This is a genomic window from Rhodopirellula bahusiensis (assembly GCF_002727185.1).
GTDB lineage: Bacteria > Planctomycetota > Planctomycetia > Pirellulales > Pirellulaceae > Rhodopirellula > Rhodopirellula bahusiensis.
Genome location: NZ_NIZW01000036.1, coordinates 1 through 24,954 on the forward strand (window position 1 = coordinate 1; position 24,954 = coordinate 24,954).

The 24,954-nt window shown below is 57.3% G+C and carries 18 protein-coding genes and 1 tRNA gene; 11 read left to right on the forward strand and 8 right to left on the reverse strand.

The features are described from left to right. Positions 1-412: 412 nt before the first annotated feature. Complete coding sequence (locus tag CEE69_RS28625; protein WP_099263960.1) at positions 413-3,247, reverse strand: COG1361 family protein; 2,835 nt, start codon at positions 3,245-3,247, stop codon at positions 413-415. A gap of 196 nt (positions 3,248-3,443) precedes the next feature. Here CEE69_RS28625 and CEE69_RS28630 point away from each other — a divergent pair, with 196 nt between their 5' ends. Both CEE69_RS28630 and CEE69_RS28635 read left to right on the forward strand, forming a co-directional pair. Then, positions 3,444-4,520 (forward strand): Gfo/Idh/MocA family protein, encoded by a 1,077-nt coding sequence (locus tag CEE69_RS28630; protein WP_233215748.1) that lies wholly within the window; start codon positions 3,444-3,446, stop codon positions 4,518-4,520. Further along, a complete protein-coding gene (locus tag CEE69_RS28635; RefSeq protein ID WP_099263962.1) occupies positions 4,517-4,834 on the forward strand; it encodes a P-II family nitrogen regulator in 318 nt (105 codons plus the stop codon). The genes CEE69_RS28630 and CEE69_RS28635 overlap by 4 nt, the downstream gene beginning before the upstream one ends. Before the next feature lie 81 nt (positions 4,835-4,915). Here CEE69_RS28635 and CEE69_RS28640 read toward each other — a convergent pair whose 3' ends face one another. After that, the gene (locus tag CEE69_RS28640; RefSeq protein WP_099263963.1) at positions 4,916-7,345 is read right to left on the reverse strand and encodes a hypothetical protein; all 2,430 of its coding nucleotides are present in this window, start codon (positions 7,343-7,345) and stop codon (positions 4,916-4,918) included. Positions 7,346-7,642: 297 nt separating this feature from the next. Here CEE69_RS28640 and CEE69_RS28645 point away from each other — a divergent pair, with 297 nt between their 5' ends. The 4 genes from CEE69_RS28645 to mqnB all read left to right on the forward strand — a co-directional run bounded on the left by CEE69_RS28645 (position 7,643) and on the right by mqnB (position 11,977). Further along, positions 7,643-8,629, forward strand: a complete 987-nt coding sequence (locus tag CEE69_RS28645; protein ID WP_233215749.1) for an ABC transporter permease — start codon at positions 7,643-7,645, stop codon at positions 8,627-8,629. After that, entirely contained in the window at positions 8,626-9,918 is a 1,293-nt protein-coding gene (locus CEE69_RS28650) for a hypothetical protein (protein WP_099263964.1), read from the forward strand. Before CEE69_RS28645 ends, CEE69_RS28650 begins: the two co-directional genes overlap by 4 nt. Before the next feature lie 87 nt (positions 9,919-10,005). Continuing rightward, positions 10,006-11,307, forward strand: coding sequence for a nucleoside monophosphate kinase (locus CEE69_RS28655; protein WP_099263965.1), 1,302 nt, complete (start codon positions 10,006-10,008; stop codon positions 11,305-11,307). Then, positions 11,294-11,977: a futalosine hydrolase gene (mqnB, locus tag CEE69_RS28660; protein ID WP_099263966.1), complete on the forward strand. Its 684-nt coding sequence runs from the start codon at positions 11,294-11,296 to the stop codon at positions 11,975-11,977. The genes CEE69_RS28655 and mqnB overlap by 14 nt, the downstream gene beginning before the upstream one ends. Positions 11,978-11,991: 14 nt before the next feature. Here mqnB and CEE69_RS28665 read toward each other — a convergent pair whose 3' ends face one another. Then, complete coding sequence (locus CEE69_RS28665; RefSeq protein ID WP_099263967.1) at positions 11,992-14,022, reverse strand: hypothetical protein; 2,031 nt, start codon at positions 14,020-14,022, stop codon at positions 11,992-11,994. A 224-nt stretch (positions 14,023-14,246) separates the two neighbouring features. On the opposite strand from CEE69_RS28665, the gene CEE69_RS28670 reads away from it, so the two are divergent. The 3 genes from CEE69_RS28670 (at position 14,247) to CEE69_RS28680 (ending at position 18,416) form a co-directional block, all read left to right on the forward strand. Further along, on the forward strand, positions 14,247-15,344 hold the full coding sequence (locus CEE69_RS28670) for a YdjY domain-containing protein (RefSeq protein WP_233215751.1): 1,098 nt from the start codon (positions 14,247-14,249) through the stop codon (positions 15,342-15,344). A 23-nt stretch (positions 15,345-15,367) separates the two neighbouring features. After that, entirely contained in the window at positions 15,368-16,537 is a 1,170-nt protein-coding gene (locus tag CEE69_RS28675; protein ID WP_233215752.1) for a 3-hydroxyacyl-CoA dehydrogenase family protein, read from the forward strand. A gap of 304 nt (positions 16,538-16,841) precedes the next feature. Then, a complete protein-coding gene (locus CEE69_RS28680) occupies positions 16,842-18,416 on the forward strand; it encodes a prenyltransferase/squalene oxidase repeat-containing protein (RefSeq protein WP_099263970.1) in 1,575 nt (524 codons plus the stop codon). A gap of 55 nt (positions 18,417-18,471) precedes the next feature. On the opposite strand, the gene pgsW is transcribed toward CEE69_RS28680, so the two are convergent. The 4 genes from pgsW to CEE69_RS28700 form a co-directional block, all read right to left on the reverse strand. Further along, the gene (gene pgsW, locus CEE69_RS28685; protein ID WP_099263971.1) at positions 18,472-19,686 is read right to left on the reverse strand and encodes a poly-gamma-glutamate system protein; all 1,215 of its coding nucleotides are present in this window, start codon (positions 19,684-19,686) and stop codon (positions 18,472-18,474) included. After that, the gene (pgsC, locus tag CEE69_RS28690; RefSeq protein ID WP_099263972.1) at positions 19,683-20,183 is read right to left on the reverse strand and encodes a poly-gamma-glutamate biosynthesis protein PgsC; all 501 of its coding nucleotides are present in this window, start codon (positions 20,181-20,183) and stop codon (positions 19,683-19,685) included. Before pgsC ends, pgsW begins: the two co-directional genes overlap by 4 nt. A gap of 1 nt (position 20,184) precedes the next feature. Continuing rightward, on the reverse strand, positions 20,185-21,510 hold the full coding sequence (gene pgsB, locus CEE69_RS28695) for a poly-gamma-glutamate synthase PgsB (RefSeq protein ID WP_099263973.1): 1,326 nt from the start codon (positions 21,508-21,510) through the stop codon (positions 20,185-20,187). A 716-nt stretch (positions 21,511-22,226) separates the two neighbouring features. After that, on the reverse strand, positions 22,227-23,042 hold the full coding sequence (locus CEE69_RS28700; RefSeq protein WP_099263974.1) for a 3-keto-disaccharide hydrolase: 816 nt from the start codon (positions 23,040-23,042) through the stop codon (positions 22,227-22,229). A 232-nt stretch (positions 23,043-23,274) separates the two neighbouring features. Between CEE69_RS28700 and CEE69_RS28705 the strand changes: the two genes are divergently transcribed. Together CEE69_RS28705 and CEE69_RS28715 are read left to right on the forward strand one after the other, a co-directional pair. Continuing rightward, positions 23,275-23,358 (forward strand) — tRNA-Leu (locus tag CEE69_RS28705). A gap of 768 nt (positions 23,359-24,126) precedes the next feature. Further along, a complete protein-coding gene (locus CEE69_RS28715; protein ID WP_143549359.1) occupies positions 24,127-24,591 on the forward strand; it encodes a hypothetical protein in 465 nt (154 codons plus the stop codon). Positions 24,592-24,748: 157 nt separating this feature from the next. On the opposite strand, the gene CEE69_RS32625 is transcribed toward CEE69_RS28715, so the two are convergent. After that, positions 24,749-24,919 carry a hypothetical protein gene (locus CEE69_RS32625; RefSeq protein WP_158231091.1) on the reverse strand — a complete coding sequence of 57 codons (171 nt, stop codon included), beginning with the start codon at positions 24,917-24,919 and terminating at the stop codon, positions 24,749-24,751. Positions 24,920-24,954: the final 35 nt, after the last annotated feature.

The window sequence follows — 24,954 nt, forward strand, 5'->3', positions numbered from 1 at the left end:
AAGTGGACCTATCAGGGCACGCTTCTGGCTGCTTGAGGATCTGGTGAAAATGAGGTCATCAAGCGGCACAAAATCGTTCCGGAGGCACTAGCAGCTTGTTGATTTTGTTGTAGGTTGGCCATTTTAGGCCGACATCCACAACTCTGACGAGCAAGAGTGCCTTTTTATACCCCACATCTCGAAACACCAAAGATTAGTGTCCGATCAGAGTGGATTAGTGTTCCACCAGAGCGGTCAAGGGAACACTAATCGCCGCTAATCAAACACTAATGATTCCTCGGCAAGGGATGTTTGGTCTTAAACCGCTTGTATTCCCAACGCAAGCGGCTCTCAAAAGATGTGGGGTACAAAAAGGCAAGAGTGCCCATCCTAAATGCGTTGAAACGTCATTGGCGACTCAATCAACAGCCTGCTACGGCGAGACCGTGGTTGGTTCTCGGATGGCGATGCCTTGGGGGACGTTGCGGCTTTCGGCTTCGAGGATCAGGTTGAAGTCCTGGGCTTGGTTGCTTCGCAGGACCAATTCGTAGTCGATGGTCTCGCCCGGTTTCATGGTTTTGATCTCGGTGAAGTACATCGTGTTGCCGCTCCGGTCCAAACCTGAAAGTTCAGGGCTCTTGGTTTGCACCAAGTTTTCCACGATGACTCCCGGTGGGATATCGAAGTGGATCTGGACTTGCGAGTCGAGCAGGTCGGTGTCGTTGGTGATTGCGACGGCGTAGCGGATCGGATCTCCCACGCGAGGTGAAATGTCGCGTTGCAAGACTTGCAGTCGCAGCACACCCGCTCGAGCAGGCGTGTTGTTGCCAGGGATCGGCGTGCTTCGGCCCGCGTTGGGATTCGCGGGGGCTGTGCCAGGGCCGCCGGGAATGTTCGGCGATGGGCTGACGGGTGGAAGTGCCGGACCGGGTGTCAAAGGAGCGTTGCTGGGTGTGCCGGGGAAGATTTGAATGCTGTCAGAGACATTGTTGGTCGCACCTTCATTGCTGGAAGTGGCAAACACGATGCGGCTGCTTTGTGCTGTCGTTTGAGCTTCAAACTCGGTTTCCAAGATCACCGTTTGGCCGGGTGCGATTTCAGGCACAGTCCAAGCGATGACGTATGGCGTGTCGATCACGTAGGGGTAGTCTGTCGTCGCTTGACGCGGGATCAATTGCACGTCGTAAGCCATCGTGGCTCGCACGTTGGTCAATGTGACTTCGCCAGAGTTGGTGACTCGTCCGGTCGCGAGGATCAAGTCGCCGACCGCCATTCGGTCGCGGACTTGCAGGTTTGCGGTGATGGCTGGTGTGGGCGGAGCAGGGTTGATCGCGATCACGCATGACTGAGCCTGTGCTCGCTGGCCTCCTGCGGCCAAGGCAACCACATCGATGCAGCGTTGCCCCGAATCGGTTGGCACGAATGTGACGTTAGTTTGCCAGATCTCGCCTGGTTCCAACGGGCCGTCCGTTTTCTTATTGCCAACTTCGCGGCTGTTCTTTTCCCGGTGAATCATCGCGTTGTCGCCGGTCACTTCCAGTTCGACTTCTTGCAGTGGCCGGTCGCCAGTGTTTTCGACTTCGAGGTCGAAGGTCACCGGATCACCCGCCGTGACGCGGTCGGTCTGGGGCGAGACTCGCACAGCCAACGCGGGACGGAAGATGTCAACGCGAACGGTGTCCTCGGCGATCAAACCGGATTCACCCGAGGCTCGGAACGTCAAATTCAACGCGGAAGGTGAGGTGAGATTGACAGCCAAATCCAGTTGTTGCTGAGCTGGCATCGTGCCGATGTCCCACACGATCGTGTTCGTGAAGACTTTCGCAAACGCATCGGTCGTGATGATTCGCACACCTGCGGGAAAACCAAGTTCAACTTTGACGCCGGTCGCGTCTTGGTCGCCGGGGTTTCGCAGGTTCGCGAAAATGTCGAAGGGGATTTGGTACGACGCGACTTCGGGTCCGCCGGCTCGCAGGTCCAATTGGGGACTGCTCCAGGTCACGTAGGCCTGGCCGCGTCCGAGCGTGAGGTCAGGCATGTTGTCTGACGTGCCACCGGGGCGAATCACGCGAACGTCGACGATGGCGTTGCCGCTGGTTCCGGGGACTGGTTCCAGAGTTGCAAGGGCGTCGCCGGAATCGTCCACGTTGACTTCCACGACGGATGATCCACCGGTACCGGCAAAGGTTGCCAGTTCGGGGTTCATGATTTCGTAGCGGACTTTCCAACCGCGGGCGGGCAGGCTGCCCTGAGCACGAGTGACTCGGGTGACCAAGTCCACGACCGTGCCAGCCTGAACGCGTTGCGGCGATGGGAATTGCCAACGAGCGTCGACCCAGTAGATCGTCGCGGTCGCTTTTCGTTGATCCCAGCAATCGCTTTCGGGAGCCAACACGGTGACGTGGCTGGTTCCTTCGCTGGGGCTGCTGACGGTGATGTAGGTTTGGCCCTTTTCGAGTTTGATGTCGTCGGCGGCGTTGTTGTTTCCGCGAGTGATCACCATTTCTTTGGTGCTGGTCACGCCGCGAGCGAAACCGGGGGTTTCCTTCTTTGCCACGGGGACATTGGTCAGGCGATGCACCAAACCGGGATCGTCGTCGCCGACTTCGATGATGTGTCCGACGCTGTCTTGCGTCATCATCCATTCGAGCGGTTCCGCAGTCAGCAGGTATCCATCGGTGCCACAAATACCAGACAACAACATGACTTCACCGCCGACCGGAGCCACGATCTTTTGTGGCGTCAGCAGGATGCAACCGCGATCACCGCGAGGCGGCAACTGGCAGGCTTTTTGGGCGGTGATTTCGGTGCCGTAGAGAACAGCGGGCGGTCCGGTCAAGCAATCGCCCGAGCAACCGGGGCCGGGAACACATGGTCCGGTGTCCGCGACGCCGCTGCCGATGGTGGCATTGGGATCGACGCACTTCGGTGGATCTTCGGGTTCGGGAAACGCCGAGTTGGGGATTCCCAAGCACGGTGATTTCAAGCAGGTGCCCAAGTTTTTAATACAACCCAAGCAACCACAGCTTCCGTCATCGAGGCAACCCGGCAGAGCAAGGCTGGTCGTGGTTGGAAGCGGAGCGAAGAGAGTTTCGCCCGTGGGATTGATCGCGGGCAGGCGAAGGTTGGCACAGCCGGAGGAAAGCAGTGCCGAAAAAAGGACGCATGCCAGCGATAGAAAACGCAAGCGACCGGCAATGGCGTGCAGGCCATTGCGGGGGCTTTGATCGTTCATGATCGGTTGCGTTTTCATCGATCCATCGGTCATACGTCGAGAAAGAATTCCGTCCGTAGGAAAGTTAGCACGCAGGGGGGACGGTGGACGGATTGGCAAGATCGAAAACGGAATTCGACCAGTTTCCTTCCGCTGAGATGAGCGATCAGACCGGTGGTGCCGATTGCCCGGGGGATCGGCTAGGCTTTCGCCATGACATCCGCTTCCCTCACGCACCACGACTGAAATTTTGCAGCCAGAACCCACACGCACGGAAGACGAACGCCGACCGGTCCGGTTTGGCATTTTGGGCACCGGCCGAATCACTCGCCGGTTGGTCGCGGACTTGCAATCCACACCCGGTGCAAGCGTGACCGCGATTGCCAGTCGGACTTCCGAGCGGGCACGTTGGTACGCCGACTCATACGGCATTGCCAACGCCGTGTCCGGTTATGCGGAGTTGATCGCTCGTGACGACGTGGACGCGGTTTACGTGGCGTTGCCGCCATCGTTGCACGCGGAATGGATGATCGCGTCAGCCGCGGCGGGCAAACACGTGCTCTGCGAAAAACCACTGGCGACAACGTCCTCGGTAACTCAGCAGATGGCGGACGCCTGTACAAAGGCTCGCGTGCATTGGCTCGATGCGACGGCGTGGTTGCATCACGATCGAACAGACATGTTTCGAACTTGGGTGAAAGACGCGAAAGTTCCTCAAGGCGAAGCGGAGTTTCGGCTCGGTGCTTTGCGGCACGTCAGTTCGGCGGTCTCGTTCTACAACCCGTTTCAATCCGGCGATCATCGCCAAGACGCTTCGTTGGGTGGCGGCTGCCTTCTGGATTTGGGTTGGTACGCGGCGGGGATCTTGCGGCTTGCCAATGATGGGTTGCCGACCACGGTGAATGCTCAATCGGTGATGCGTGGTGGCGTGCCCTACCGCGTGACCGCGATGATGGATTTTCCGAACGAGGTTTCCGCAACGATGTCATGCGGCTTTGACACATCAACGCGAAAATGGTTTGAGATCGCGGGCGAAGAAGCGTCCATCGTTTGCGATGACTTCACGCGGCCTTGGCCGGACAAGCCTGCGCGGGGATGGGTGCACGAGGCGTCAGGCAAAGTGCATCCGTTCAGTTGCGAGTGCCACCAAGAGCACAACATGATTTCGCGATTGGTTGGTTGGATCAACGCGACCGAACAAGACGAACAACTTTGGGATTCGCCATCGCCTCCTTGGGAAGCGTATCATCAGCAGGCGTTGGAGACCCAGCGGATGTTGGAGGCGATCGAAACTTCGATGACGACCGGCCAAACGGTGACGCTATGATTTTGATTCAAGCCATCATTCAACCAACCAAACTGTCCAACGTGCAATCGGCTCTCGATGAAGCGGGCTTCAGCGACACGATTGTTGGCGATGCTCTCGGGTACGGTCGTCAGCGCGGGCAAACGGCCTTGTTTCGTGGCAACGAATACAAGATCGATTTGCTGCGGAAGGTCACGTTCGAAATGGTGATCGACGACGACGACTTGGAGCCTGTCGTGGAGATCATTCGCGATGCATCACGAACCGGAACCGAAGGCCAGATCGGCGACGGCAAGATCTTTGTGCTGCCTGTCGCCAGCGTAATCGATATTTGATCGAAGCTGGGACGGAGGGTTTGCACTGATGAAATCGCCATTTGGCAAACGCCAAGCGGTTCGTTTGCAGACGACTTCTGCTCAACCCATTCGGTGAAGAGCCATCGCGGAACGTTCGCCGTTGAGCGTCGTTTCGGCCATCCAGTTCCTCAGGGCGGCTAGCGGAGTGAGCTTGCCTTCTCGCATGGCTTGCGTGATCGCTGTGCCGATTTGGTGTTGTGGGTAGCCGGGGACTCCAGTCGTCGGCTGCAATCCCATCCACTGGCATCCCGCGACCAAGAACACTTCGCCTTGTTGTAAATACAAATGGCTGCTGGTGATATCGACGTTGCCCAGACAGGTTGTTTCCAAGTCACTGGTACCCAGATCTCGATGGTTCCGATCGGATTCGCGGTCCAGCCAACCGACGGGGCGGTAGCCAAACTTCGAGATCGCCAGCGTCGACCAGTCCCCGGTCGACGCCATCCTCGTTTCCCCTGATTCAGGATCGATGTGGGCGTACAGCAGGGAAACATTGCCGTGCCCTTCGCCTGCGAACGATTGATCGCGAATTTGGAACAGCGTGTCGTATGCTCTGCGGACCGCGTCGGCGGGAAGGTGCCGGTATCCCAAGTGGGCCTGCAACGCCGCTCGCACGACGGTCACGTCCATCACGTTGCTGAGGTCGATCTTCGCGGTTGCTCCGCCGTTGGGTTGGCAAATGGCAATCGCGATTTGACCATCGGGCAAGATCTCCCAGTGGTGCCAGCTTTGTGCCACGTCCAACGGCGATTCAATCATTCCGTCCGCGTACCAAGACGGACAGATACTGGTGCCCATTGGTAGCGTTTGGTGCTGCCAGATCGAAACTTGATGGGCCAAGTCATCGTCCTCTGACTCCGGTTCAAGCTGCACGGCTTGATTGGTGAGGATGGAATGATCGTCTTTGCCCGGCTCCGGTGCACGTGATGGAAACTCCGCGTCAAAGTCATCGATCAGTGCGATGATGTCGTCGATCGCGTCGATGGTGTCCGACTCGGGCGTCGAGATCGTGTCCGGAGTTAGGTCAAACGAAACGATGTTGTTATAGTCGTCATCGGACGCATCCAGATCGCTGGTGTCCGCGAAGTCGCTGCAAAACGATTCATCGTCTTCCACGTCGCGGTCCAGGTCTTCGTTGTCCCAGCCATGATGGAACTCCAACGCATCGGCGTCGAACTGGTCGATTTCCGCCGGATCGTATTCACCCGATAGGAACTGTGCGTCTTGGATATCCAGCTTGGCTGCCAATCGCATCGTTTCTTCGTCGTAACCCGATAACAGAGGCCATTGCTCTGGCTCGTCATCCTGGACCTGCGACGGATCACGATCAGCCGCGTCATCGCTGGCATCGTCTTCGGTGTGCAATCCGAAGCTTGTGTCTGCATGGGAGTCCGAATCTCTCTGCAGGTCGGCAATCAGCTCGTCACTTTTGACCAACTGAGCTTCGATGGCGGATTCCAAGGCCGCATCCAACAAGGTGTCGTCGTCGATCAAGTCCAGGTGATCCTCGAGCAGGGATGTCGCTGGAGCTGGATCGGAGGAGTCTTCCGCGATCGGGGCAATCACGGAGGCGGAAGCATCGGCGGGAGGGCGGCCGATGACATCCGCGGGGGGCGCGATGGTGTCGGGAGGGACAACACCATCGGAGTTTTCCTCGACGAGGGCAGTCGAGTTGCTCGTGGGATCGTTATCCGAGATCCGTTCCATGTCGTCAAAAGTCTCGTGAAGTGGGGGCGAGACATCATGGGGTGAATCCAGGATCACGTCGCTGGGCAGAATCAACCGGATGGAGGAATCCGGTGCGGCTTCTTTCTCTGCCAAGCGGAGCAACGTTTGCTGCAAGTTGGATGCGGCCAAACGGGCCGCGGCGGTGTGCACGTCGTTGAATGCCGTTACCGCGGCGGCATACAACCACATCGTGCCAATTGGCATCTCAGTTTCGCCCAAACACACGCAGATTCCCGATGGGAAGGGTTCGGGTGAACGCCATGTGTTTATGGGGCCGAGATCCATGTCGTCAATCGCTACCAATCCCTTGACCATCGCTTCCAAGTCACCGCGAGCACCACGAAGGGGACGCTGTGAACCCAAGCGTTCTGCGGGTGACAAACCGAAGACGAATCGAGTTGCGAGAAACTCGGTGTCGTCGTCGAGCAAGTAAACCGCGGCCGCTGTGGTGCCGGTCGCCAACGTTGCGTCGCCGAGCAATCGATCGATGCTCTCGGCTGGATCGCGACGGGAGGAGTGACCGGCAGCCATGGTGGCTTGGATCGCCAATTCGACTTGCTGCTGACGCAGGATCGATTGCTGTGCCTGCAATTGATCCGCCAGATCGCTGGCTTGGGATGCCAAACGATGAGCGTCACCGGAAGTCACCAATGCACGTTTGCCATGCGACTTCATCTGCTTTTGCTTGGAGGAAAGCTTGGCAGAATCTGATGCATGGTCGCCACGGTGGACACGCAGAAAGTTGGATGGGTTTCTGGACACAGCAGGTACTGGGTGAATGACAAGGGAGGGAAGTCAACAATGGCTTGACATCCTTGCCAATTGCCGCCTACACGAATCGATCGGCCCGCCGTTGCCGTTTCACTGAGACGAATTGCCGGTAAGGTTTCCCATGTTTGCCAAGACGACTGCGCAAGCCGCACAACCCGACTGAACCGGAGCGTTTGCGCTGGTACACTGCTCAGCTTGTGTTTGCGAAGCGGCAATGTTCGGCAAAAGCCAGCCCCTTCGCGATCGGTCATCACTCAGAAGGAAGTCACTGCGTTGTTGAAGCGAGGGTTGAATACCGCCGGACCGATGTTGGCATTGGTCATCGTGATTCTGTTCTTTGCCGTTGCCGAATGGGCAACCGGCAGCGACGGAAATTTCACGTCCATGTCGTCGGTGCGATTGGTTGGCATTCAGAGCGTCAAGATCGGCATCGCTTCGCTGGGAATGACGTTGATCATCATTAGCGGCGGAATCGATTTGTCCGCGGGCACGGCGGCGGCTCTGTGTGGATGTGTCGCGGCGCTGACGCTCAAAAGTGAATGGTCGATTTTTCCGGCTCTCGCGATGGCCATCGGTGCCGGGGCGTTGTGTGGGTTGTTCAATGGCATCTTGATCGCGGGATTGCGATTGACGCCCTTCATTATCTCGTTGGGATCGATGACGATCTTCATGGGGTTGGGCAAGAGCCTGTCCGAGCAAGGTGGCACGATCACACCGAAGGCCGAAAGAATTCCTGAATGGCTTTGGGCATCGGTCACGCCGTTTCCCAACCCGGAATGGATTGCCTACCCGTTACTGCCTAATTTTGGTTGGGGCGTTTGGTTGACGATCGTGCTCGCGATTGGAACCGCGTTGTTGCTGCATCAAACGCTGTTCGGACGACATGTATTCGCGATCGGATCCAGCGAAGCGACTGCGCGACTTTGCGGCGTGAAAGTTCGGAAAACAAAGATCTTGGTTTACGTCATCGCGGGAGCTTTGTTTGGTTTGGCCGGATGTGTCGACATCGCGCGACTCGGAAAGGGTGATGCATCCGCGGGGATGGGATTGGAACTGGAGATCATCGCCGCGGTGGTGATCGGTGGCGGATCATTGCTGGGTGGTCGTGGCAGCGTGGTTGGAACGCTGTGTGGTGTCTTGATCATGAGCGTGATTGCTCATGGTTGCACCTCGTTGGGGCTGGAAAACCACATTGAAAACATTCTGCTGGGTGTGATCATTGTCGCGGCGGTTTACGTCGATCGACTGCGAGCACTCAAGAAAGATTCTGTATGACAACTCGAACCATTCGTTCACTCGGTGCAGTGTTTTGGATTGGGTGTCTTGTCGTCGTCGGCGGTTGGCTCGTCGCATCGTCTCGCGGTGGCGCCCAGCCTTTGGTGTCGGCCGTTTGGACGCCAACGGATTCCGTCGAACTGTCGGATCCGACAGCCGCGCTGAGTGTTGGCGACGCCGCATTCGCGAAAGATGTGAGTGCGGATGAGTGGCATCAGGTCGGGCACGTTTTGCGAGTCGACCCGGATACCAAAACCGCCACGCTGTCTTTGTATGAACCGTTGGATCAGGACCGCGAAACGTCGTTTTGGGACCGTCGTCAGCCGATTGAGGCGACGCTGCATCGGTCATCGGGCAAAGTCGATGATGTGATCGCGACGTTGTTGCCGCGACCCAAGCGAGAACAGTTGGCTCAGAAGATTTCGGCTGCCATGCGCGAGCACGGTGAAGAGATCAGCGAAGCGATGCTGCCGCTGGTGTTTGAAACGGTTCGTCAGAGTTTGCCGGTCATCGAATCAGAATTGGCCGCGTCGCTGAGACGTCATGATGCCGAGATTGAAACCATCTCCGCTCGTTTTCGTGAGGACATCATTCAGGGTCAGATGGTTCCGCTCGTCCGGACGGAAGTGTTGCCGGTGCTGCGCCTTCACGGACGAGGACCCGCGGAAGAAATCGGTCGCGAAATTTGGGGGAAGGCTTCGCTGTGGCGATTTGGTTGGCGGGCACTCTACGACAGTGCACCGCTGCCCGAACGGGAATTGGTTCGCGAGGAGTGGTCACGATTTGTGGAGGAAGAAGTCGTTCCAATCGTGGAGAATCATCTCGACGAAATCGCCGAGGCGGTGGAAGCGATCCTGCGTGATTTAGCGGCCAACGATGTGTTGCGAGAACGCCTTGGCGACGTCGCACTGCAAATCGTCAACGACGACGAAGCTCGCGATTTGCTGCGGACGATCGTGATGGAAGCCATCGTCGACAACGAACGATTGCGACAGGTTTGGGTGAATGTATGGACCTCACCCGAGGCTCGCGAAAAGTTGCGTGCGGCGGGTGAAAGGTTGGAACCCGTGATTCGCGAGATTGGCGATGAAGTTATGGGGACACGCAGCGATGGGATCGAGCCCGGCTTTGCTCGCGTCCTGAGGAACCAGATTCTGGGCAAAGACAAGGTCTGGATCACGCTGAAAAATGAGTCCGCTTCGGGGGCGGATCCCGCCCGACCAATCGCTTTGCGGGTTGCAACGGATTTTACGCCCTATCCCATCGTCCATCTGGCGTCGCCGGAGTGAATGACGCTTCGCGTTGCATCCAACCTTGGTTACGATGCGGGGTGTCTCCTTTCAATTTTCCCGCGTTGTATGAATCCTGTTGCTGCCATGGACTCACTGGACGAAACCCCCGAAATCGCCAATCCGGATGTGCCGGACTCGGTCGCGGACATGGCTGAAGATCAAGCATCCCAATTGGTGACCGACGAAGCGGTCGCCGCTGCGGCGGCACATTCTGTGGAAGATTTGGAAGTCAAAGACGCCCATGTGATCTTCACCAACGTTTGGAACGACTTGGAGGAAGAGTACGGCCGCGAAAATTTGCGGTTCACCAAAGAATTGATTCTGTTGGGCGGAGCACCGGGATCGGGCAAGGGAACCAACAGCGGTTTTATCTCGAAGGCTCGTGGTTTGACCTGCGATCCGATCGTGGTCAGCAGTCTGCTCGACACCCCCGAAGCAAAACGCATCAAAGAAGCCGGCGGGATGGTCGGCGACACCGAAGTTGTCGGGATCTTGTTCCGCAAGCTCTTGGAAGAAGAGTATCGCGACGGATGCATCCTCGATGGATTCCCGCGAACTCGTGTTCAGGTGGAATGTTTGCACCAGTTGGTTCAGAAAATGAATCAACTTTATCGCGAGTATCATTCGACGCCGTTAGCGATCAACTTTCGCAAGCCAACCGTTCACGCGGTCGTGTTGTTCATTGACGAAAAGACCAGCATCGAACGTCAATTGCTTCGTGGTCGCAAGATTGCCGAGCACAACGAACGTGTCGAAACCGAAAACGACGGCGAGCCACTCGAGCTGCGTTTGACGGACTTGGATCCGACGGCCGCAAAACGACGTTATCGCGTGTTCAAGGAAAAGACTTGGGATGCGCTGCAGTCGCTGAAGAAGATTTATCACTACCACTTCATCGACGCCGGTGGCGACATCGCGGAAGTGGAACGGAACATTCGCAGCGAGCTCGAGTATCAGTCTTCGCTGGAATTGGATCCAGAAACCTACGACGCGGTTAGGCACCTGCCGCTGGCGTCGGAACTTGGCGTGCATGCCCGCCAAGAATTGGTTCGTCGACTGGACGGTTATGAACTGGAACATCGTGAGTTGTTCCATCATGTGATTGAGATCATCCAAAGTCGATTCATGCCGATTGTGCGTCGTCACGCGATCGCTGGTTTGGCGGTCGTGAACAGTGAAGACGCGATCTTCGAAGACCCAATGACTTTGGCAATGGTGATCGATGTGTTCGCGGAGCGTGGGTTCCGCGCGGTCGCAAACATCAACTTGGCCGAGACTCCCGATCACTTTGATTTGGAAACCGGCAAGATCACTTGCGTGACGAAGAAGATCTACCGCTTCCAAATTCGGTTCTTGGGATCGGAAATTCGTCGTGGCGGGCGCTGATTCGACGCTGTTGTTGATTCCAACTTCGGGTGAACGGGCCGAGTTGTTGAACCATTTGGATCTGCGAGCAGTGTCGATGAAAGGTTGGCACTGCGAGCTTTGCGGGTTCGGGTTGGTGGCTGCCGCCGCCGCGACCATGCGAGCGATCCGAACGCATCAACCGACACGAGTCATTTTGGCGGGAATCGCGGGCGGATTGTCGGATGCGGCCTCCGTCGGATCAGCTCATTGGTTTGACGAAGCGATTTGTGACGGCATCGGCGTCGGCGAGGGCGACGAATTTGTTTCCGCCGATACACTCGGTTGGAAACAATGGGCGAGCGGCGATGACGAATCGCAAGAATCCATCGGTGACCAAATTGAGTTGGCTCGTCCCGGCAACGCGACGGGAAAGAAAACACCAAAGAACACATTGGTAAGCGTCTGCGCCGCGTCGTCGGAGGACTCGATGGCGTCTCGTCGCCGAAACCTCGCCGGCGAGACCGATCGCGACTCTGTGATCGCGGAAGACATGGAGGCATTCGGTGTCGCCATGGCTTGCCAGATGACATCTACACCGTGCATGGTCGTTCGCGGGATCAGCAATGTGGCCGGCGACCGTGATCACTCCAAGTGGCAAATCAATTCGGCACTTCGATCCGTCGCCGAACGATTGATGGAATTGAACTGATTCGATCGAGTGAATCAGTCTTGAGGTGCGTCGTCGACTGTGACGAGTTCTTCCACGCCTCCATCGCCCGGGTGAAAACGACCGGCGAAGAAGTCGGCAACCAAGTGTTTGCCGAGAACGGATCGAGGTCGTCGGCCAATTAGCGAACGATAAACCATCCATTGCTCGCTGCCGATTTGAATTCGGAATCCGGTGGCGATGTTGCGGGGAATCAACTGCAAATCATCGGCGACGGTCAGTGTTCGCCAGGTCCGCTTGCGGTGGAAACGTCGCGATTGAAAATCGATCCACACAGGGCTGTAGACGGCGCCGATTCCGTTGGTCGTGACGACGACCGAGTGCGACTCGTTTTCAGTCTCGCTGGGTTCGGCGGTGCAGTCGGTGGCACCGGTTCGCCATTCAGCCGCGGGCAACGGTAACATCATCGCGCGACGTTTGTTGTCGTGGAAATAAACTTCGCGAGTTTGTTGATCCGGATTCGCGGAGACATCTTCTGAAACGGGATATCGCGTCACGCATCGAATCTGAACATCGGACAGCGAACCGAAGGGGCTTTCTGCAGCGGACGCCGCGTTCGATTCATCGTCGACTGAGTTAGTCAACGATGGGTTGGGGTTCGGTTCGAACTGGGCGGGCAAGACAGTATCGGACACCATCACACATCGGTCATCGCGAATGACCATGAACTGTCGCTGCAAGACGACACCGCCGGTGTAGGACTGTTCCAATTCCAAGTAGTGAACGTCATCGTCGGTGTATTCGCACGTGGCCTGCCAAGCTCCTTTCGGGTGCTGGCAGACTCCGTCCAGTTCGATGGTTGTTTGCAGAGGCCCGCGAAAAATGGTGCGGCGTCCGCCCATGATTTCGATTTGCATCACTTCATCGCTGTAGTCAATGAAGGTGCGACCGCGGCGAACATCCCATTCCGGCAGCATCGCGACCAAACCGGCCACGTCGCTGTGCCACATTGATTCGGGCAACGAAATTTCCCAAGCCAACCGGCCGCCGCTTTGGCTTTGACCCAAGGAAGCGGAGAATGCGGGCAGCAAAGAGTCGGTGTCGTACTTCATCGCCCGGCCCATCAATCCGGCGGGAGCGATCGGACGAGCGGGCTTGCTCGTCTTTGTCGTCGACTTCTTTTTCTTCTTGACGGACTTCTTGGCTCGCGAGACCAATCCGACGTGATCGAGAGCGACATCGCGTGAAGTGGATTCCGATAGGACCGGTGATCCGTCGACGCGGCTGGTTGCGGCGATCCAGCCGGCCAATTCTTCGGCGGTGGCTTGGTGAGACTTTTTGAATTTGCGTTTCGCGACGACTCGCATCAATTCTTCGCAGCGAATGATCGATGCCATCACGGTTCGCGACGCACGCGGCGTTCGCAAGGCTTCGTCAATCGAGTCTTCGTGATCCAGGTAGGCTTGGACCGCCGAAGCGGATGGCTTTCCGCGAGCGATGCAGCTTGGAATGTCGGCCAAGCGGTGCGCAAGAGTCAGCCCGAGTTCGCCGGCCAGCAACAAATGATGCGGCGACTGGGGGGCGTCGTGTGCGAGCGTGGATGCGACTCGGCGTTGCAATTCGGCGAGCAGGTTCCACCAAAGTTGCAGCGGCAAAATCGATGTCAGTGCGGGAAGAGACGACGCCCACAGGATGCAGCCGACATCACCGGCCAAGTCCGAGCGTCCGTCGCGGGACGCTTCCAAAAACATTTCCGCGGCAGGAATCAAATCCGTGTCGGTCGTCGCGACTTGGTCCGCGTTGGCCGTCGCGAGAAACGCCAGTTGTTGGCTGAGTTCATCGACAGGCCCCTTGAGCAACGACGCGAGGCCCCACAAGTAGACTTGGCCGTCGATCGCATCGTCGCCAAACAGTTTGGTGGCGGGATGGCGTTGCCTTCGGGTTTCGATCTTTTTGCGCAATGCCTGCCAAGCGGCCGCATCGGGCATGGGGGTGACACTCGTGATTCCCTCGGCTGGCGCGGGATTGGTCGCGGCGGCCTTTTTCTTGGACGAGTTTGATTTCGATGGCGGTTTGGTCAGTGTCATGGACCCGAGGTGCAACGCAGGGAATAATCGATGGAATGAACGGTGAATCCATCCGTGATTCTGAGGCGGTCTCCTCCCAGTGAGAACGCCAATCGAAGGTTGATACCTTCGCAGATTGATTGAGCGTTCTTTCGCCGTTCATTGACCGACGATTCGACTGGCTACGCAGTCTAACCGGGCGGCGCTGGTTGTAGACTCCCCGCACTTGAGTGATTGAGAAATTCATGTCCATGAAATCTGTTTCCGGCCTGCGACAATCTGATTTGCGATCCAATCCATGGACTTGGCCCCCGGTAGCGGGCGTGGAAGTCATCAGGAGTGGCCGATTGAGTCTGACCGTATTGGCTGTGATGCTGTTCACGTTGATCGGAAGCACTTGTCCGACCAACGTCAGGGCTCAAGACGATTCGGGTCAGAACAACGCGGGGACGGAGCAGGCCTCCGATGCCGAGGATCAACGTTCGCTGGGCGTGGCCGCACCCGATGATCCCGATCCCTATGACGACGCTGCCATCCAAGCCGAATTGGAAGAGTGGGACCGGCAAATGCGAGCGATGGCGGACAAGTACGCGGCGCCTCCGGGAGCCAAGCAGATCACGAAGCTTCCTGATTTGTGGATCGATACGAAAGCCAAACGCATCTACATCGATGGCTACGTGACGATGCGAAAAGGTGGCTTGGAAATGTTCGCTTGCCCGGTCGGAACAAAAGAACATGAATCGGTCGTCGCCGCGTTCGCGAAAAGCAAAGAAGTTCACGCGGGTTTGTTGGCTTTGGGAACCAAGTCGGGAACGCCGGTCTCCTACGATCCTGAATTCAAACCGCCGACGGGCCAACCGGTTGCCGTTTGGGTGACTTGGCGCGACGAGGCTGGCAAGTTCAAAGTGGCCGACGCGAGGTCGTGGGTCCAGAACAATGAAACCAAGAAGTCGTTGGCCGAACAATGGGTTTTCGCGGGCAGTCAACTTTGGACGGATCCGGTCGACAAGGTCACTCACTACTCGGCGGATTCGGGCGACATGATTTGCGTGTCCAACTTCAGCAGTGCGATGTTGGACGTGCCGTTTTCCAGCAGTGCCCAAGCCGGCAACTTGTTGTTCTTGGCTTTCACCGAGCACATTCCTGAACAAGCGACGTCCGTTCGACTGGTTTTGGTGCCTCAGTTCGAAAATGATCCAACGGCGACCACGCCGCCCGATGAATCGATTTTGCCGCTGCCAAGCAAAGACAAAAAGAAGCCCGCGGAGAAGACAGACGATGCGAAGGCGGCATCCAAATCCAGCGAATCAGAGTCCAGCCAAAACGCGACGGGAAATCGCTGATTGTGGCGGAGTCGATTCGAGTTTTGTTGGTTGGCGCAGGAGTCGTCGGCCGCGCGATCGCCACGGATCATTTGTTGGCGGGATGCGAAGTTTGGATGGCGGATCGAGACGAAGCGGTTTTGTCAGAAGCTTGCGACGCGGTCTTGCAGCGAACCGATGGCATGGCCGATTCAGCTTCACCATGGGGAGCGTTGATTCCGATTCCCGTGGTGCATTTGATGCCCCACATTCCCAGCGAAGACATCGTCGAATCGGATGCGTCGCCGACTTGGATGGTGATTGAGTCCATTGCAGAGAAGTTGCCGATCAAGCAAGCCTTCTTCGCCGATGTTGAAACCTGGTTTTCTCGGTCGCCAATTCTGACCACCAACACGTCGACGCTGCCGATCACCGAGATCGCTGGTGCAATGCACACTCATGCGTCGCGTTTTTGTGGGATGCATTTTTTCATGCCGGTGGTCGGGCGACACGCGGCGGAGATCATCGTTCATCCGGGGACCAGCGATTCGGTCATCGCGGCTTGCGAAGAGCATGTTCGACATTTGAAGAAGGCTCCATTGCGAGTCTTGGATTCGCCTGGCTTTGTCGTCAATCGCATGCTGGCTCCCTATCTGAATCTCGCGATGCAGTTGCTGTGTGCTGGCGTGTCGGCCTCCACCATTTGTGAGGCGGCCCTGCGGTATGGCATGCCGATGTCGCCGTTCGAATTGATTGACTTGATCGGACCGCGGACGGCGTTTGACGGCGGTCGAGTGGTTTGGCAATCGTTCCCGCACCGAATGGATCCGTCGCCGTTGTTGCCCGCGATGGTCAAGCGATCGCTGCTTGGCGTTGCCGGGAAGAAGGGCTTCTATGACTATGCCGACGACGGTTCTCGCAAAGGCGATGATCTATCGGATGAAGCGAGTACTCTGATGGAACGGTACTCCCGCGACGATTTTGGTGCGGCTGAGATCCAGGGGGATACGCAACTGATCGCGGACATGTTTGCCACGGCGATGTGTCGGGAGGCTGACGCGATTTCGGAGGCGGGTGTGGCTTCTGAGAAGACGATCGATCACGCCATGGCGGGTGGTCTAGGTTACGTCGCGCCGGATCCCACGATGACTTGGCGAGAGCACATTGAATCGATCGGAGAGACTCGCTTCGATCAAATCGCGAATCGTTTTCCGAAGCTGAAATCGCTCCGTTAGGGGATGGCTTGATTGGCCGTTGGGACCACACGGGGGGCCGGACGCATCGATTGCGACGGGTACATTTGGCCGATTGTGGCGTTCTATTTTCACCCAGCGATCGTTTGGCGGCGATTTCGACGGTTTCAGCTACAATGAGAGATTGCTAAATCGGCACCTTTTCGCGTTCGGAAACAGTCTTGGATTGTTCCTTGCACGCTGTGCCAAGTTAGCCGGAACGACAGGCCTTGTTGCTCGCGGACGCTGCTCCGTTCTCTCCGCTTGTCGGGACAAAGATTTGACTCCTCTTCAGATGGGATGATTGATGGCCACGGTTTCGGAAACGTCCTTGCCTGATCACGACCTCGCCGACGCAACCTTGGCTGATGAAACGTTGGGTGCAGCGGACACCGCACCTCGCCGTCGCATGGGTTTTCTGAAAGCCGCTCCCGCTTGGTTGATCAGCACTCTGTTCCACATCGGCGTGATCCTGATTCTTGGATTGGTCACGTTTGCCGACCCAGTCAAAATTGTGAACGTGTTGTCGGCGGCGGCCACGGGCGAAGAAGGTCCCGAGATCGAGGAGTTCCAGATTGAACAAATCGATCCCGGTGAGATGGTCGAAATGGATGAGTTCTCCGAACCGGTGGAGCTGTCCGAAGCTCTCGACACGACCGAAACGTTGCAGGTCGATGTGGCGATGGAGATGCCTTCGATGCCGATGGAGATGACCGATTTGGCATCTGACATGGCCCCCGTCGCTCAGACGTTGCAAACGCTGTCGTCCATGTCGATGACGGCGATGGACAGCCGATCGATGGACATGAAAAAGAAACTGCTTCGTGAATATGGCGGGTCGGCTGCCAGCGAAGCGGCGGTCACGGAGGCGTTGAAATGGTTGGCTCTGCATCAAGCTCCCAACGGCGGGTGGACGTTCCAACACAACTTGGTCTGCAACGGCCAGTGCGGTGATCCAGGTGAACCCAAGCGAGTCGGAGCCGTCAACGCCGCGACCGCGATGGCGTTGTTGCCATTCCTTGGTGCTGGGCAGACGCACTACGCCGGTGAGTTCAAAAACGTCGTTCGTGGCGGATTGCTGTTTTTAATCGCGAATGGAAAACAAGGCACAGTCCGCGGTTTGCCCGTGTTGGATTTGTCGGAATCATCCGGCAATGGAATGTACTCGCACGGTTTAGCCGCCATCGTGTTGAGCGAAGCCTATGCGATGACGGAAGACCCCGCTCTCGCCGTACCCACGCAGCAAGCGATCAACTACATCGTCACGGCTCAGTGTGCCGACGGCGGTTGGCGATACCGGCCACGCGATGCTTCCGGCGGTGACACGTCGGTGGTGGGCTGGCAAGTCATGGCGTTGAAGAGTGCCTACATGGGCCACCTGATTGTGCCGCCACAAACCATCAATGGTTCGACATTGTTCTTGGACAAGGTTCAATCCAATGGCGGTGCGATGTACGGTTATCAATCGCCTTCCACGCGAGTCCGACCGGCCTGCACGGCGGCTGGGTTGCTATGCCGCATGTACTTGGGTTGGGACAAGAATCATCCGGGATTGCAAAAGGGTGTCGAAGCCTTGCTCGACATCGGCGTTCGCAAGGACAACATCTACTACGACTACTATGCCGCTCAGGTGCTTCGTCACGTTGGTGGCCCCGAGTGGGATAAGTTCAACGCCGAGCTTCGAGATTGGTTGGTCGAGACCCAGTCTCAATCCGGTGGCAGCAAAGGCAGCTGGTACTTCCCACAAGCCGGGATGCACACCGGCCCCAAAGAAGGCGGGCGATTGGCCGCTACGTCCTTTGCAACGATGATCTTGGAAGTGTATTACCGGCACATGCCGTTGTATGCCGATCAGGAAGAAGAAGACGCGTTCCCTTTGTAGAAACGCGTCCTTCGAACGGCCACCCATCGGTTCCAGTCAATGGAACAATCACCAATCAAACCATGTACTGCGGTTGATCTTTGGGTTGTTCGCCGAACCAGCCTTTGCCTTGCAGCCACTCGGTCAATCGGTGCGGTGGTTTGACAACAATCGCGGTCGCCGCGGTGATGAAAAAGATCCCGATGAGTGCCAGCACTCGGCGAGGGTCGATGATGGTGAACACGGTTCCTTGGCCGACTTCGATCTTGGTGGTCGATGCGATCGGCAACCCATATTGGTTCGCCAATGCGACCACGTTGATCATGTTGATCACCGGAACGCCTGATGCCAAAAACCGAGTCGCGACACAGTCGACCGCTTCGGGTGTGCTGGCCTTCTTCTGAATCGTCGCCAGTTGCTTGGGCGTGATCAAGCCTTCGCCGATGCTGTTGTTGCCTTCGGTACCGCCGACCGATGCGTCTCCACCGCCAACGTTGATGTACACGGCGTACGTTTCGTCTTCGGCGGCTTTTGAATAGGCAACCATGCGTCGCTCGATTGCATCGGTGTCGTCGACGCTGTCCATCAATGGCACACCGCTTCGCTGGATCGCGGCGTCCAAGATCGCTCGTGTGTCATCGCTCATTCCGGCGGCACGGTCACGGAAACCGCCACGCGAAATTTCGAGACTGCGATAGGCCAAAATGGACTTGTCGGCCAACAGTTTCTCCATGTCCGGCCACATCATGTCCGGTGAATTCGCCCCGAATTGGCTCGAAGCCGCGCTGCTGATGATGGTCGGACGAGCCCCCAGCGATTCGGCGGCGCTATAGACCGCGATGTTGAGGGCTGGGAACGATCCGGTGCAACCAATGGCAATGCGATCGCCAGGCCGAACGCCCGCGTCGACCAACAATCGCATCGCCACGGCGGCAAAATTCGGATTGATGGAGGTTTGCTTGGCGGGTAAGTGACCAGGCAGCGTCGTCACGGTCGACATCGATGGTCCGACCATACCGGTGTCGGCTGGGTCTTGCGCATCCAACAGTGGATGGCCGAGTTCCAATCGCTTGGTGTGAATCGCATCGAACGCGGTGTTGGCACGTTCGGATGCTTCCAGCATGCGTTCCTTCAGATCAGGAATGCCGTACAGGCCCGCCACCATCGTGCTCCATCCACTCATTTGATGGGGCATGGCGCGTAGGGCGAGAACCGTGACCACCGAGAGGGCGGCAAGGAACAGCAGTGAACCCGAAGAGATTTTCTGCGGACGGTAATACAGTTTTTTCATACCAGCGTTTCAACACCTGCGGTCACCAAGACCAAGTAAACCAAAGACGTCGCAATCACAAGCGGCGACAAGGTTTGCACCACGCCGCTGCGAGCAATCCAGAGAGCGACCAACCCTGGAATGACAAAACCGATGACCGTTGTTCCGGCCATCATCATCGATGCGGCGGAGGTGCTGCCTTCCACGACAACGCCAACGGGCATCGCGGGAAAGGCGAGTTCCACCATGGAACGCAGCATGGCCGCGATCGCGAAACCGACCACCATCGTCAACACGACTCGTCGTCGACCAAACAAGATCGCCCAACGATCGATTTGGTAGACGACCCACGCCGTCACCAAAGCGGCAGCGATCGTGGCGATGATCGTCGCCGGTTGATCGAATGCCAGTGCCAAGTAACCCGGGACGATCATCCCGCCGACGCTCAGGCCAAACGCTTCGGTGAAAATCAAACTGACGACCAGACCAATGCCGATCGACAAAGCGAGCCATTCCATCTCAAACCATCTCCAAGACTCGTGCCGGACGTGTCACAGGCGTGCGGAAACGTTCCCACCCCTGGTCCTGTCCGAAGTGATCCGCCAATGCCATGCCGGGGCCGGCGACGTTGCCGATTCCCATCAGCATCATGGCCGACGATTCCATTTCTTCCGTTCGCTCGGCGACCGCGGTGCCACTTTGGAAGTGTGGTCGTGGTGCGGTTGTTACGCGTTGTTCGCGGCGGAACGATTCCAACACCGACTCGACCAATTCGGGACCGGACGAATTTCCTAAGCAGAGAACTTTGTCGGGATGGATCCCGCGTTTCAGCAATCGACGAAGGAAAATGTCGGTGCCTGATCCGATGATCACATAGCGATCCGCGGGGGCCCAAGTTGCAACAGCTTCGGCCATCGTGGTCGAGCGATCGGCGCGGTCGACACGACAATTCATCACCAGCACTCGTTGAGAGACGCCGGGGAAATAGTCGTACGCCGCATCCCAAATTCGTGTGGTTGATTCCGGGTCGTTGGCAGCAAACGCGTTGACGAAGTGCCACGTATCGCCGTGAACTTCTTGGGCGTGAACACGCATCGCACCCGGGTCAGGTTGAGCATCCCACATCCCCTGCAAGGCGACTTCGCGAGCGACGCCCATGGACTGGCAAACCTTCAACGCGAGCGCAACGTTCTCGGCATGCTCGAGGTAACTGAACCGAGCCAGCTCGTCTTGCGTGATTGCATTGGCGTCGTCCGCCGTGGTCACCATGAGTTGGCTGGCGCGGTCGTCGCACGCTTCTTGCATCACCGACAAACTGTCCGCTCGGTCTTCCGCCGTGAACATATTGCCGCTGATCGGCGTGGTCGCTGACAAGGCTCGAGCAACGTCGAGGCGGGTTGGTCCCATCACGTCCAAGTGGTCGGCGCGAGCGTTGGTGATGACTCCGTGAGTCGAGCGAACCAACTTCAATTCGCAAACGGATTGAAGCAGCGGCTGCAAAGCCATGCACTCGATCACGAGCGCATCGGCGTTGTGCCCGACCGCAGTTTGAACGATTCGTTTTTGCTCGATGACGTTGGCACGGTCGGGGCGAAAGATCGGAAGTTCTTTCCCATCGGGAAGGATCATCCGAGCCAACGTGCCTGTGGTTTTTGCACACGTCCGGATGCCACCGGAACGCAAACCCGCGGCGATCAATCGTGTCACCGAGGACTTGCCCCGGGTGCCGTTGACGTGGATTCGAAAAGGGATTTTGAGAAGTTGACGACGGTACCAGTACGCTTCGACCATAGCCGCAGCGCACACGGAGGCGGCAAAAGCCACCAATGCAAGCGTGCCGTTCACGAACGGATCTTTCGAATGGAGTTGGGGATGGGACGCAATCGAACTCAGGCCGGAATCGACCATCAGAAAAGTCAGTGCGTTAACGTCTAAACTGGCAAGGCGTGGATTGCCTGCTGGGTTCCCTGAAGATTGGGGAGTGTCATCCGATGCTGAAGAAAAGGCCAAGAACCGGAGTCAGCGATCTCCTATCTGGCTCTTGGGTGTGGCGAGAATTATTATTTTCGCCCGGTCCGAGTAAAGAGCATTCCCGGGAATTTCTCTTAGAATCCTCTAAGGGCGTCGGCGACACCAATGAATGGTTGCTAAATGAGCGTCGGGGTCCGCTGGGAAGAATTTCTGGGGTGTCGAAAAACCGCTTCAACGCCTAAGTGTCTCGGACGGATAGCAAACCACGGAAGCGTGTGGTGAAACCTTCGTTCAGGCCGACCGGAGCGGTCCTGAACTCCCCTGGTTTCGCAACGTTCAACTTGGTCGATGGGGTTCCGCTTGCGATCGATCAAGTTGGTTCATCAGTGACCAGTCATGTTTGACTTTGATGAACTTTCCGCGTACGCCCGATGAGGTCGGGCGGTCTAAGAAGTTGTCGCGGGGCAGGAACGCTTTTTTCTGAAGCGTTGGCTTGGCCTGCTGATCGATCGAGCGGAGTCGATCGGCGACAGTCTTTCAAGTTGGCCGGAACGGCGATGCGCCGTTTTGTTCGGTCACTCAATCTCAGCTCATTCGGCTTCGCTGATCGGCGTTTCTTTCTTGCCGTCGCGAAGGAAAGGTTCGCGGGTTTGTTCACCGGAAGCGGGTTGGAACTCACGCACCCAAATGTTGCGGAACCGGACCGGGTTGCCGTGATCCTGGATCGTGATCGGACCCTTGGGGGCGTGAGCTTTGTATTCCGGTGGACGGTTGTAAGGCGTGTCACCTTTCAGTTCGAAGTGGTTCAAAATCAGCACACCGTTGTGGACCGCGGTGATCGCAGCGGGGCTTTCCAGTTCGCCGGATTCGGTGAATCGAGGTGCGGTCCAGAAGATGTCGTAGGTGTTCCATTCACCTGGCGGACGCATCGCGTTGGCCGCCGGCGGAGTTTGCTTGTAGATCGCGCCCGCTTGGCCGTCGTGATACGTTTCGTTGTCGTAGGAATCGAGTACTTGAATCTCGTAGCGACCCATCAGGAAGATCCCGCTGTTGCCGCGACCCTGTCCGTTGCCTTTGACCGGCAGCGGAGCCGACCATTCCACGTGAACCTGGCAGTCGCCAAATTCTGCCTTGGTGGTGATAGCTCCCTTTCCGGCAACCAAATTTTCGCCGTCGGTCGACCAACCGGAGATGTTCTTCCAGTTTTCAACGTCGTCGGCACTTTTGAATAGGACCGTCGCATCGGCGGGCGGGTCGGCGGCGGTGGCTCCTGGAGTGACGATCGGAGGCGCCTGCCAGGTGATTCCGTTGAGGTATTCCTCACCGAAACTGGAGGGGCAAAAGGTTGGGAGCGACAGGGTTGCCAGCGAAAGGGCAACGGCGGGAAGGAGTCGGAGTCGGAGCATGGTGTTTGTTTCTGCGAGGCATGGGGCGGGAGAATTTCTGAGCCCATTCTAGCTGAATCATTTTCGAAGGGTTTCGCCCTCGAAGTTCGGCCAAACCCGTCTTGCGGGATCGAGGTGGCTCCGACATAATCCCCGTCTTGATGGGCCAGGCACGTCTTCCTTGCGAAGACATTTCCCCCGCGAAACTATCTTCGCGTGGTCGCCAACGGACCCGTCAATATTTTCAGAAGAAGCCGAAGTGGCGGAATTGGCAGACGCGCTGGATTCAAAATCCAGTTGGAGCAATCCAGTGAGGGTTCGAGTCCCTCCTTCGGTACTTCTTCGAACATCGCCCGGACCAACTGGCCCGGGCTTTTTTTATGCGCCGACGTAATTGGCTCTGGTTCGAAGTCGTCCGGACCGCAACGAGTGGAAGTCCGGCGTCCGCGCGAGGGTGACCGGCAATCACTGAATGCACGTTCGATTGGTCTTGAGTTCATTGCCCGTCGTTGTCGCGCGCTGGTAGAAACGCCAATCGAAAAGGACCATGACGCAAGCTGGATGGGGCGCACTCTCGCCGAGATGGACCGACGCAATCGTTAATCGTGTCGTGACACGAATCGGAAATTCACGAACGGTGCTTCTCACCGAGCGAAACAGCACGTGACCAAGCGATCTTTCGGCACCGGCAACCAGCGAAAGTTTGGGTCAGAAAATGTGAGGTTCGAAAATGTTGTGGGTGGTGGCTGGGTTGCTCGTGAGCGCTGAGGCAATTGGCTTGCATGCGCGGCCCGGTGAATCGCCTTCGGCACGCTAGACGCGGGGCATCCGCGCGGGGGCGACCGGCAATTAACGTCCGCACGTTCGCTCGAGCACCATGTCTCAACGTCCTTTATCGGCGATGTCTCTTGGTGCTGCGTACAATCACCGGCGAACTGTTTGCCTTGGTAGGATGAATTTGAACGCTGTTCGCAAGTGACTCGTGATCGCGCGGGAACCAATCACGCCAGGCTCAAGCGGTTTGTCCAATGGACAATTCTCTCGTCGCCATCCGATGATCCCCACCGATTCTCTCACTGATTGGTCCAGCCCAATGGAACGCCAAATGACATCGCGAAAATTTCTGTTTGCAGCTTTGCTCGCGTTCTGCGCGACCTCGTTCGCATCCGCTTTGATCGCTGACGACACAGCCAAACCGACTCAAAAGAAAACGGTTGAGGATCGAATACGCGAACTTGAATCCGAAAGGGACGAGATTCTGCAAGAGCGGTTCGAACAACTCACGGCCAGCTACGAAAACGGCAAAGCATCGCTGGATGACATGTTGAATGCCGAACACGACCTGCTGAATGCACGGCTGGAAAGCTCCGCGACCAAATCGAAGCGAATCGCGACGCTCAGGCAGCTCATCAAGAATCGACTTCGCATGGAGCAATACCGGGTCGCCAGTTTCGCGCAAGGGACTTGCGAGAGGCAAGTCTTATTGGCCGCACGTGCAGACACACTCAACGCCCGAATCGCGTTGCTGAGGTTGCTTCCGCCACACGCGACCGTGACGAAAAAAGAGTAGCCCTGCCGAAACCCGGAGCCACACCTCAAACGTTTTGTCGCGCCCCGTCGATGCCCGATGCCCGGCGATACCTATGCAACGAGCCAAGAATAGGTTTCGGTATGAAATGGTGGCATAGGCTTCCAGCCTGTGATTGCGCGGAACACAGGCTGGAAGCCTACTCCACTTGTTTTCCGCTCAGTCCCTCGTTGGTTCGAGCATGCAACGCAGGCAAACAGCAATGGACCAGTCGATTCTCGTTGAACGCATCCCCGATCGATTCATCCGGCAGTGGCGAAACACCGCCGTCTTTTGGAATCGGCTCAAACGCGGCCGTGATAGACGGCACGACCTCGGAGGGTGATGGTGGTTGCCGGAGCGGTG